The following is a 12,408-nucleotide window of genomic DNA, read 5'->3' on the forward strand; positions in this document are numbered from 1 at the left end:
ATTTTCAGAAATTAATAATGACCAGTATTTCCTGCGGTATCGATTTTGGAACTTCCAATTCAAGTATAGCAATAGCAAACCAGGGCCACGTACACCTCGTAGCCGTTGAAGGTTCAAGTACCACCACACCAAGTGCCATGTTCTTCCTTCGCAAAGGGAACGTTCCGTTTTACGGAAGAGCTGCAGTAAATATGTTTTTGGAAAGAAATCCCGGACGTTTTATGAGAAGTTTGAAACGCGTTCTCGGAACACCCGTTATGCGTCAGGGGACTATGGTGAATGGTGAACTCATGCGTTTTGACCAAATCATTACCGCGTTTTTGAAAAACCTGAAAGATAAGGCTGACGAAGATGCAGGCCTGGAAATTGAGAGTGTGGTTATGGGCCGTCCTGTTCATTTTGTAGATAACGATCACGCAGCCGACAGCAGAGCAGAGGCTGAACTCAAACTAATTGCCAAACAATTAGGCTTTCAAAATATCGATTTTCAGTTTGAACCTATTGCTGCTGCTTTTGCTCACGAAATTAATATCACCGGAGAAAAACTTGCAATAGTAGTGGATTTGGGTGGCGGGACTTCTGATTTTACAGTGATCAGGCTTTCTAATAAGTATATTAACAAAGCTGATCGTGCTTCGGATATTCTGGCCAATACCGGTATTCGGGTTGGCGGTAATGATTTTGACAAAGATCTGAGTTTGGCGGCAATTATGCCTGAGCTTGGTTACCGCAGTACTTATGGTACAAAAAACCTTGAAGTTCCGCTTTATCATTATTTCGATTTGTCTGAATGGAGTAAGGTAAATTTCCTTTACACGACAAAAATCATTTCCCAAACCAAGCAAATCCTTTTTGAAGCCCATGACAAAACGCGGTACAAAAGGTTATTGCAAGTGCTTGAACAGGAAACCGGACATACCCTGCTGGCGGCCACGGAAGAAACCAAAATCGCTTTAACTTCTCAGGCTGAATATGATGCGCCTTTTGATTTCCTGGAAGACGGACTTACAGCACGAGTAACACGTGAGCAGTTTGATGAGGCAATTATTCAAAAAATTGATAAAATTTCCGAGTCGGCACTTCAATGTCTGCGTGATGCAGGTGTACAAAAAGAAGATATTGACCTTGTGATTCTTACCGGAGGCTCTACCGAAGTACCGCTCATACAGACTGAATTTAAAAAACTGTTTCCCAACGCTGAACTGGCTGATGAAAACAAACTTTCAAGCGTAGGGCTTGGATTGGCTTATGATAGTCAGAATAAATTTGGCAGATAAAATTATTTGCAAAGGTAACATTAAATTATATTTGTTACCTCTTGATAACCAATCCATTTTATGTCAAATTTGTAGTTTTAGGTATTTGGTCATGCAATACCAAATACCTATATATAAATTTATTTAGCTTACTTTGAAAAATATCAATAATTTTACTCACGCCTAATAAAATTAATGTGTTAGATTATCTAAAGAAATCCTTCGCAAGAAAAAAAGCACGCCGCCAGTTTCAGGAATATTCTCATACCGTGGATAAATTTGTTTTACCGGAAGAAGGTGAAGTTGAATTTGCTAATTGGGACAATCCTTTGGTAAAACCGGTAACCTTGACTCAGGACGAGATAAATTTCTTCAAGAAGTTTATACCAAGAGGTTCTTTTTGTATAGATATTGGCACAAACATTGGTGACACAACAGTTCCTATGGCTGTTGCTGCGGGTAAAACCGGAACAACATTAGGTTTTGATCCTAATCCTCACGTTTTCAAAATTCTGGAAGCGAATGTGACGCTGAATAAAGAAAAAACGAATATCATTCCTTTCAATTACGCTATTACAAAAGAAGACGGTGAGTTTTATTATAGCTCTTCGGAGGCATCTTTCGGTAACGGAGGTATTTCTAATGAAATAATTTCTGAACAAGGGGAATTTCAGCTTCCCCAAAAAATCAAAGGTATAAATCTTCAAAATTTCCTGGAAAAAAATTACGCCGATTTATTACCTAAATTATCTTTTATTAAGGTAGATGTTGAAGGCGCTGACAAGGAAGTAATCCGTTCCATCAGTGAATTGCTTATTAAATATAAACCGGTATTGATAGCAGAAGTATTTTCAAAATCATCAGCAGAAGACAGAACCGAACTGTTTGACCTTGTAGCCAGCCTGGGTTACACGCTGTACTATTTCTCTGATTTTGTTGCGAATGCAGAAATTATAAAACTGGAAAGCGGAAAAGATTTGATGAAGTGGAAAATGCTTAATTTTTATGCAGTTCCGAATTAATTCCAAAAAAGTATAGCTTAAATTTTTCTTAAAAATCCTTTATACTTCATTCGTATAAAGGATTTTTACATTTTCAACCCGGTATTGGTAAAAATAATTATCTGGTCAAAGAGCCCATCGCATTTTTAATCCGTCTGATCCTCCCATCGCTTTTAGTCATTATATACATTTCCTTCGTGAATGGATTGTATTCAATTCTGAGATCCACTCTTTTGGAACCAGACATTTGCTGCAAATCCGCAGGTTTTGAATCCTTTACAATATTGATCTCATAAACTGTCGAGTCTGAAAGTTGTTTGTTGATGTTAACACAAAAAATCCTTCCGTTTACAATATCACCAAATATGTATTTGTTTCTCAAAGCTTCCAGATTTCCTTGGTACACATATCCTCCGCTGATCGCATTTCCGTCCTTATGGTCGTATGCCACAAAAGGTTTAATAAAATTATCCTTTTCAGTTTTATTGACTTTATAGACATTTTTCAAATCGGATGGGGAAATCCCAAAACTCCCTTCGCGCGTATTCCAACCATAATCTCCGCCTTTTACAATAACGTTCACTTCTTCAAAATTAGACTCTCCCACCTCGGCGCTAAACATAATTTTTCCATGCGTCAGATCCCAGGACATACGGTGCGGATTCCTGAAACCAAAAGCATAAATTTCCTTAAAGGTCTTAGGATCAGTATTATTTACAAAAGGATTATCCGCTGGAATTCCATAATGCCCGTTGCGGCTATTGTTTCCAATTGGATCAATACGAATTATAGTACCTAAAAGTGAATTTAAATGATGCGTAATTTCGGGATGTTTTCCAATCGTAGATCCACCGTCACCTGTTCCGATAAATAACATTCCATAATCGGGATCGTTTTTGCCAATGCCGGGAACAAATCCAATATCCTGTGTTCCGTGGACGTTTCCAGGCACGTTGATGCGAAGCAATTCTCTTCTTGTACCTTCAAAAGTTTTGCTTTTTACATCATTAATTTTCCACTCGGATACTACCCATTGCAAAGCTACTTTAATAGAATCGGGAAATTCATAATCCGCTTTTTTTCCTGTAAATTCCTCGGTATGCGTGATATAAATCAGGCCATTGCTCAAATAGTCCGGATGAAAGGCAAAACTTCCAAGTCCTGTACCCAAACCCGGCGTATTGATAAATTTGTCTGCTTTGGGCCTGATATCAAAAAAAACAGCTGCCTGATTATTTTGAATTCTATAAATAATTCCTCTCTGATCACTTACGTAAAGCGTCCCATCGGAGGAAGGATGCGGCCTCATATTGGCAATTCTTGTAAGCGGAGGTTTGTCTGATGAAGCAGGAATCTGTACAAAGTCTTCCAGTTCAATCTGAATTCCCGATTTTTTTACCGGTGTCCCAAATCTTTCGTTAGTCTGTGAAATGTTATTATTTTCAATCTTAACAAGAAGTGGTTCAATCGGATGCAGTTTTGTTTCGTTATCGATATAAGCTAAAATCGAGTTTATTTCAGCTGGTTGCAGGAAGTCATATGATGGCATGACCATCTTATATTTCCGGCTTAAATTTACAGCTCTTGGCTCTCCCGATTCAATTACTTTTCCGGGATTTCGAATAAATTCCGTCAGTGCTTTTTCCGGTAACAAATGTGTAATTCCGCCCAGTCTCGGACCTATTTCTTCATGATCAATAGCGTGACACGACGCACAATTGGTATTAAATAATTCCTTTCCGATAGCAAGCGTCTTTTTGTCATCCGCATAACCGGTAGAAGGTTTTTTGCTGCCAGCGCAGTTTATCAAAATAGTAACTGAAATTAAAAAGCAAAAGGAAGAAAGAAGAAATTTAAGCATATTTGAATTATCTGAGCGTTTCAATTGGCAAGGCCGGTTTTTAGTAAAATCTCATTTTTAGAAAACTCTACTCAATATTTTACAGACAAGACGATTTTTCTATTCATTTGCCCCATTATCGTGACCGTATTTATTATTGGTATAGCACAAAAAAACCGGAGCCTAAGCTCCGGCAATATTCACGTTGAGTAAAGTAATGCACTATTTATTCTACATTCTTACCATTTTTATCCAGCTTTACTCTTGCGTTTTCACTGCCTTTTTTAACTGATAAATCATAGTATTGAGTTTTGTCATCATTTGTGACCAGATAAGCAGTGGTTACTTTCCATCCTGCAAATGCGTCACTATTAATTGTTGCTTTTATAGCTGCTGGTAAATCTTCCGGTTTAACCGAAACTTTTTCCTGGGTAACTGTTATAGCATGATTAGGTTCCGTAACCGGAGTGGCCTGAACAGAGGCGAAAGAGATAAGAGTTAAGGCAACTGCCGACATTATTAGCTTTTTCATAATCTGTGTTTTTAATGAGAATCTGTTTTCCGTGCCTTCGCACAATTAATAAGTAACTGACTAGTATCATGCCAAACCTTCAAAACACTCAATATCAAAAGGTTTAAGTAATGTAACAATTGCCCGAAATGTTCGTAACGTCCACATCTTGTTGAATAAATCTTCAATTTTAGGTTATTTTCATGCATGGAAAAATGAAATAAATTATAGAAATTACACTTTTGTACCACTATACCTCACTAATATGAAATTAATGCTACTCTTAAAAATTTTTGTACTGTTTCTTCTTCCGCTGACTGTTTTGTCTCAGAATAAAAAGAATTATCAGATCGAATTAAAAAGTGGTTCTTTCACTCCTGAAAAAAATGTCGGAATCGGCAAAACCGATGCTGTTAACAGCAGACTTTTACCTGATAAAAAGGTTTTTGTTGTCATACAATTTGAAGAAATTCCCGGCTCAGCGGAACGAGAGCGGCTAAAAGCAGATGGAATTGACTTGCTGGAATATATCCCAAACAATGCTTATGCAGCAACCATTACCGGATCTCTTTCTGACATTTCCTTAAAAAGATCCGGGGCGCGTGCGGTAATTTATTTGACGGCGAGTCAAAAAATTCATCCATCGCTATTAAAAAAGCCATTTCCTGAACATGCCAGAAAAGTAAAGGGGCAAATTGATGTCTGGATTAATTTTCCAAAATCTTTTTCTTTTGATGAAATAAGAGAACAATTAAAAACCGACCACTTCGAAATCATTTCAAATGTTTACCAGGCATATCAGGTTCTGGAAATAAGAGTAGCCGAAGACCGCTTAAATGAGCTGGCGCTAAAAAACTATGTCCAATATGTGGAACCCGTTCCTCAACCTGATAAACCCAACAATGTAAACAGTACAGCCAATGGACGGGCAAATGTCCTAAACTCATCTCTTATTTCAGGACGGAATCTACATGGAGAAGGCGTTGTTGTGGGTGTAGGTGATGAAGCAAATCCACTGCTTCACATAGATTTAAGTAACCGGATCATTAACCGGGCAGCGATAGAAGCCGGTGGACATGGAATCCATGTAATGGGTACTTTGGGCGGGGCAGGAATTTTAAATGAAAAATTTACAGGCTATGCTCCAAAAGCCAAAATCGTTTCTCAGTATTTTTCCAATATACTAGCCTATGCGCCAGTTTATGTGCAGGATTTCGGAATGGTTATTACTAATAATTCCTACGGAAATGACCTGACAGATTGTTCTACGTTTGGGGCATATAATCTGCAATCCTACATTCTTGATCAGCAGGCTTTTCAAATGCCCTACCTTCAACATGTTTTTGCAGCAGGAAATAGCGGATCAATTTCTTGCAGCCCTTATCCTTCTGGTTTTGGCAATGTAGTTGGCGGGTTTCAAACAGCAAAAAATATTATCAGTGTTGGGAATACAACAGTTGAAGGTATTATAGCACCAAGTTCCAGCAGCGGGCCTGCAAAAGATGGCAGAATTAAACCTGAGATCAGTGCGCAGGGAACGAGTGTAGTTTCCTCCTATCCCGTAAATCTCTATGGAAGTTTGTCGGGAACCAGCATGGCTTCTCCGGCTGTGGCAGGAGGCCTTACCTTACTTTATCAGCGCTACCGCCAGCTTCACAGTCAGCAAAATCCCAAAAATGGGTTAATGAAGGCCATTCTATGTAATGGCGGGACAGATCAGGGAAACGATGGCCCGGATTACAAATACGGCTTTGGATGGATGAATCTTCTGCGTTCGGTAAAAATGATTGAAAGTGAAAGTTACAAATCAGCTTCAATCGCAACTTCGGCCACACCTGACACTTACCCGATTGAAATTCCTGCAAACACCGCAAGAGTTAAAGTAATGTTGTATTGGAATGATCCTGCTACATCCGTTTTGTCGGGAAAAAATCTTGTGAATGACCTTGATCTGACTGTTACAAATCCTGGCGCCACCACCGTTTTTCCAAAATTGCTGGATCCAACTCCTGCAAATGTGAACAATCCCGCTACAACCGGAGCCGATCATATCAATAATATTGAGCAGGTTGTTATTGATTCGCCCGTTGCAGGCACTTATCAAATCAATGTGAAAGGAACTGCCATCAATCAAAATGGAACACAAGAATATTTCGTAGTGTATGACATTATTCCCGTTTCAACTACCATTACAAACCCTATTGGGAAAGAACGTTACCGGGGAACAGATTCTATCTATGTAAGCTGGGATTCATTTGGAAATTCATCGAATGATTTCTCCGTACAATATTCAATAAATGATGGTGCGCAATGGAATCCAATTCCGGGAAATCTGACGGCAAACGGCCGCCAGCTCAAATGGCATTTCCCGGACGTTTCAACCGACAAGGCAAAGGTCAAAGTAATTCAGAATGCAACCGGAGCAGAAAGTATCAGTCAGGCATTTACAATTACGGGGCGCCCGGCTTTAAGCCTTTCTTCCGTTCAATGCCAGGGTTATGCATCTTTGGAATGGACGCCCGTAACCGGCGTAAGTAATTATGAAGTTATGGTTTTAAAAGGTGACGAAATGATTTCGGCCGGCATCACGTCAAATACCAATTTCACCCTTGGCGGATTAAGCAAGGATTCTACGTATTGGTTTGCTGTCCGCGCTTTGGTTAATGCAAATCCGGGAATACGATCCGTCGCTGTTCCAAGAAAGCCTGATTCAGGAACCTGCTCAGGAAACATTTCGGATAACGATCTTCTGTTGGAAGCAATCGTCAATCCTATTTCTTCTGGCCGGTTGTTAACGTCAAAAGCATTATCAAACCAAAATGATGTTACCATAAGAATAAAAAACCTTGATGACCAACCTTTTGCAGGTCCGGTTTCTATGGGTTATTCTTTAAATGGAACTGCGGCATCTTCCGTTTCTGTATCGTTATCAATTCCTGCACAAGCATCAGTTGATTATACTTTTACGGATAAAGCGAACCTGGCTGCGGCGGGTTCTTACGTCATTGAGGCATTTGCCAATGCAGAGGCAGATACTGCAAAAAGCAATAATAAAATTTCAAAAATATTTGATCAGTTAAACAACGCACCTGTTGCGCTGCCTTTTCTTGATAATATTGAATCCGCATCTGTTCAGGAGATTATTACTGATAAAACCGGACTTCAAAATGCAAGTCGCTACGATTTTACAAACTCAACGAACGTAGGTCGTATCCGTACATTTGTCAACACCGCGATGGCATATTCCGGAACCAAAGCACTTACACTGGATACAGACCGGTTTTATCCGGATGGCAATACCAATTATCTTGATGGAACTTTTAATCTTACGAATTACAATATCTCACAAGATATCCGTCTCAATTTCAGGTATAAAAATCATGGACAAAAAAATCATCCTGATAATTCCGTTTGGTTAAGAGGAAGTTACAGTGATTCCTGGATTCCAGTTTATAACCTTTACCAAAACCAAAATCCGGTAGATCAGAATTATAAACTATCCTCTAGTATTGAAGTAAGTAATAAACTGTTTGAAAACGGACAGACGCTTTCAAGCAGCACCCAAATTCGCTGGGGACAATATGGAGACATCATTACAGCAGATCCTCTAAGCGGGGCAGGTTATTCCTTTGACGATATTCAGTTAAGTATTGTAACTGATGATATTCAACTGCTAAGCCTGGTCAGCATTACGCAATCCAGCTGTGGACTGAGCAATGATCAACCTATTACGATTTCTATCAGAAACAGCTCCGACCATTCCATTTCTAATATTCCTGTTAATTACAAACTGGGAAACGGCTCGGAAATCCATGAAACAATTGCGTCAATTGCTGCCAGAACAACGGTTAATTTCACGTTTTCGGCCAAACAAAATATGGCTGCATTTGGCTCTTACCATCTTAAAGTATGGAGCAGCCTGTCGTCCGATACTTACGCTGATAATAACACAATCGAACTTGATATTTACAACAATCGCCAGATCGCAGCCTTCCCTTATCTTGAAAATTTTGAAAATGATAATGGCAGTTGGCATAGTACCGGAACGTCAAGTTCCTGGGCTTATGGAACGCCTGTTTCCAATAAAATAAACAAAGCGGCAAGCGGCACAAAAGCCTGGAAAACGAATTTGTCAGGAAATTATAACAATGGGGAAACATCTTATTTATATTCGCCTTGTTTCGATTTAACCGGTATGACCAATCCAACAGTCAGTTTTAGCCTCGCGCTGGATATTGAATACTGTGCTTCGGAAGATTGCGATTTTGCCTATCTTGAATATTCCACAGACGGAAACACCTGGATCCGCCTCGGAGATAAGGGCCAGGGAACCAACTGGTATAATAAAATAACAGAAGACACACAAGGATGGAGCGTTCAGGATTATACACGATGGCACGTTGGCACGATGGCATTGCCGGCAGCGAATAATAATATTCGTCTGCGGTTTGTTTTAAAAGCCGATCCCGGAACAACCAGAGAAGGAATAGCCATAGACGACATCCATATCTATGATAATAAAAATGGTATTTATGCAGGTACCACTACCACGTCACCGGTAACCCAAAATGCTGCCAACAATGCCGGCTGGATTGATTTTGTGCAAAATGGCCAGCTTGTAGCTTCGATAAACCCCAATAGCCAGGACCTGGGAGCTACCAGCGTACAGGCTTTTATCAATTCAAATCCGGTGCGTAATAATCAGCTGCAATATTACATGGATAGGAATGTGACGATCAAACCAACAAACCGTACGCTTGCCGCGAACGCCGCTGTCAGAATTTATTTTCTGGATTCCGAATCGGAGAAACTTATCAACGCTTCGGGATGCGGAAGTTGTTCCAAGCCTGCCTCAGCTTATGATCTTGGAATATCAAAATATACCGATACCAATAAAAACAATGAGGATGGCATTATCAGCAATAATACCGGCGGGATCTGGGCCTATCTTACTTCTGCCAATGTAACAAAAGTCCCCTTTGATAAGGGATATTATGCAGAAATTCAGATCAAGGATTTCTCTGAATTTTGGTTTAATACGGGAGGAGGATTGCAAAACGGAGCACTTCCGGTCGAACTGCTAAGTTTTACCGTAACAAAAAAACCGGGCAATGATAATCCCGATCAGGTAATTGCGGGCTGGATTACTACCTCCGAAACAAATACTGATTATTTTGAAATAGAACGTGTACAGGGAACTGGCGCATTCACCCGGAATCAGTTTAAAAAAATTGGTGAAGTTACAGCAGCCGGCAACTCCACTAACGAGCAGCAATATAGCTTTACAGATATTTCTCCCGACCTAAGCAGTACCAACTATTACCGGTTGAAAATGATTGATAAAGACGGTAGTTTCCAATATTCAAGGATACAGTCCGTCTACTTCGATACAAAAGCAGACTGGCGTACTTATCCCAATCCTACGAATAGCATTGTCAACGTCATTTTTCAGGCAGATGTTTCAACATTAGTACAGATCAAAACTTTCGACATACATGGTAATCTGGCTCTCCAAACGAATTTAAATGCAATTGGTTCTGAACAAAAAATGCAGATAGATTTATCAGGACATCAATTTGCGCCGGGATTATATCTTATTGAAGTAACTTCACAACGACAAAAGAAAGTTTTCAGAATTATGAAATTGTAATATATAAACACTTCTTTTTCAATAATTTACGAATAAAAACTTGCCCGGCTGGAGATTAGAATAATATTATAAAAATCAAAAGTCTAAAAAAAACGGAATTTTCCAGAACAAAAAGCTCTAATTTTCCACAAAACAAGACCTTTATGCGTATGGGATCTTAAAACAGTCCGAGTAAATAAAATTAAAAATTATGAAAAAGTTATTAGTCCTCTTTTCCTTAACCCTGATCAGTCTCCTCTTTTCCACCAAAACATTTGCACAATCCACGCTTACTTTGCAAGGTACTTACGGTTTTACCAACCAAAGTTACATATCTAAAGGAATCTATGGCGGTGGGGCACAGTATCGCTATTTTGTTAAGCCAAACGTGGCCGTCGGGATATCAGGAAGATATTTGATGGAAGAATTAAAGCGAGACTTATCTACAAAGAGCATTAGAGGAAAAGCGACGAATATACCCATCAATTTGCTCGCAGAATACTATTTTAAAACAGAAGGAATTCGTCCGTATGCAGGTATAGAAGCAGGTTTAAATATCTTAAAAATCGAAGGTTACAACATTGTAATTGATCAGACAGTTTTACGTCCTGGTGTTGCTCCAAAAATCGGGCTTGTACTCCCCTTGGGCAGAAGACTGAGTTTTACAGTTGAGGCTGCTTACAATGTTATCATCGGCTCGGCAAACTCGATTCTTATGGATCCATTGAAACCAGGCAATGAAAAATATGAAGTAAAAAACAGCAACCAGGCTGTTACAGTAAGCGGTGGAATTACTTATATTTTTGGAAAGAAAAAATAGTTATCAATACATATGATCGGGCGGATTCCATTATGACTTGGAATCCGCCTGGTTTGTTTAATAAGCAGGAGAATAATTCGAAATAAATAAATTACTAAATTTTGTATTATAATGCCTGATAAAACCACCCTTTTACTTTCCTTACGGCCAAACATTTCAATAGAACCTGCCGCGGGAATAGCAGAACGTTTCCAGAACCTGACCCTAAGACCAATACTTAAACTTCAGAACAGTCTACTGATCCGTGTTTTCAAACAATATATTCATCAACGGAAAGATACATTTTATAAGTTGGGTGAAACTGATCAACGATCATATATTACTCAGGCATTAAAACTGGATCAGAAATTCCAGCAACTTTTAAAAGGTATAATTATTGGTCATTTCACGGATGAGGAATTTGATCAGTTTATATCAAATGAACACGAAATCAGCCGGAGATTATCGAGCCTCTTAGAACAGCGTCTCCTGAGTAATCTTTCAGAATTTAAATCTATCGTTTAAAAGCATACTTTTTTTTAAGAAATGATAAGTAGGAAATATTCGTGCACACTAATGATTAAAACTTAGCTGGCTTGATTTTAATGATAAACAGCATTCAATTCCGAACCTAAGTTGCCAATAATAATCCGCCAGTTACAACTATAAACTACTGTTAAACAAACAGATACTATAAAATTGAATAAGATTTTGCATTCAGGAAACTATTTTTTGAATCAGCTAGTTTTTATTTAGTCTAAGATTCACATAACCCTAACTATGAATACCGTACAAATTAAGAGAATCTATGAACCGAAGGATGAATCGGATGGTTTCAGGATACTTGTTGACCGTTTGTGGCCACGTGGATTAAAGAGAGAAGAGGCAAAAGTTGACGAATGGCTCAAAGCGGTGGCACCGTCAACGGATTTGAGAAAATGGTTCGATCACGATCCCGAAAAATGGGAAGAGTTCAGGCAAGATTACACATTTGAGTTAAGACACTGTATGTCAGCTGTTCATGATCTGATTGACAAAGTTAAAAAACATAAAAAAGTAACTTTGTTATACGCGGCGCAGGATGAGAAATACAATCATGTTGTTGTCCTGGAGAAGTTCATCAACAATTTACTTCAATAATAAAATATAAGTCAGAGAAATAAAGAGCTTGAATACTTTAATTTCCTGGTTGTAATGTTTGAACTGTTAAAACATTACGAGTAAAGGATGGTGACTATCAAAAAAGTCACTGATACACCATAATGAGTTACTTAAACAATTTGTTACACTACAAATTCCATTGCCAATTCTTCTGATATTTCCTTTTTAGCACCTAAAACGAAATATTTTTCTCCATTTTTGAGTGTTATAA

At 38.8% G+C, this 12,408-nt stretch carries 8 protein-coding genes; 6 read left to right on the top strand and 2 right to left on the bottom strand.

From position 1 onward, the window contains the following. The first annotated feature begins 17 nt into the window (after window positions 1-17). Complete coding sequence (locus tag FDK13_RS21190) at window positions 18-1,277, top strand: Hsp70 family protein (RefSeq protein WP_137342018.1); 1,260 nt, start codon at window positions 18-20, stop codon at window positions 1,275-1,277. 176 nt (window positions 1,278-1,453) lie between these two features. Continuing rightward, window positions 1,454-2,278, top strand: coding sequence for an FkbM family methyltransferase (locus tag FDK13_RS21195; RefSeq protein ID WP_170982869.1), 825 nt, complete (start codon window positions 1,454-1,456; stop codon window positions 2,276-2,278). A gap of 97 nt (window positions 2,279-2,375) precedes the next feature. On the opposite strand, the gene FDK13_RS21200 is transcribed toward FDK13_RS21195, so the two are convergent. Together FDK13_RS21200 and FDK13_RS21205 are read right to left on the bottom strand one after the other, a co-directional pair. After that, a complete protein-coding gene (locus FDK13_RS21200; RefSeq protein ID WP_137342020.1) occupies window positions 2,376-4,118 on the bottom strand; it encodes a PQQ-dependent sugar dehydrogenase in 1,743 nt (580 codons plus the stop codon). A gap of 205 nt (window positions 4,119-4,323) precedes the next feature. Continuing rightward, window positions 4,324-4,629, bottom strand: a complete 306-nt coding sequence (locus tag FDK13_RS21205; protein ID WP_137342021.1) for a hypothetical protein — start codon at window positions 4,627-4,629, stop codon at window positions 4,324-4,326. Between the two features lie 253 nt (window positions 4,630-4,882). Here FDK13_RS21205 and FDK13_RS21210 point away from each other — a divergent pair, with 253 nt between their 5' ends. The 4 genes from FDK13_RS21210 (at window position 4,883) to FDK13_RS21225 (ending at window position 12,176) form a co-directional block, all read left to right on the top strand. Beyond that, on the top strand, window positions 4,883-10,258 hold the full coding sequence (locus FDK13_RS21210; protein ID WP_229216148.1) for a S8 family serine peptidase: 5,376 nt from the start codon (window positions 4,883-4,885) through the stop codon (window positions 10,256-10,258). A gap of 190 nt (window positions 10,259-10,448) precedes the next feature. Further along, the gene (locus FDK13_RS21215) at window positions 10,449-11,057 is read left to right on the top strand and encodes an outer membrane beta-barrel protein (RefSeq protein WP_137342023.1); all 609 of its coding nucleotides are present in this window, start codon (window positions 10,449-10,451) and stop codon (window positions 11,055-11,057) included. Between the two features lie 111 nt (window positions 11,058-11,168). Further along, window positions 11,169-11,561, top strand: coding sequence for a glyoxalase (locus tag FDK13_RS21220; RefSeq protein WP_137342024.1), 393 nt, complete (start codon window positions 11,169-11,171; stop codon window positions 11,559-11,561). A gap of 255 nt (window positions 11,562-11,816) precedes the next feature. Continuing rightward, window positions 11,817-12,176: a DUF488 domain-containing protein gene (locus tag FDK13_RS21225; RefSeq protein WP_137342025.1), complete on the top strand. Its 360-nt coding sequence runs from the start codon at window positions 11,817-11,819 to the stop codon at window positions 12,174-12,176. The last annotated feature ends 232 nt before the right edge of the window (window positions 12,177-12,408 follow it).

Source organism: Dyadobacter frigoris (genome assembly GCF_005280585.1).
GTDB classification, from domain to species: domain Bacteria; phylum Bacteroidota; class Bacteroidia; order Cytophagales; family Spirosomataceae; genus Dyadobacter; species Dyadobacter frigoris.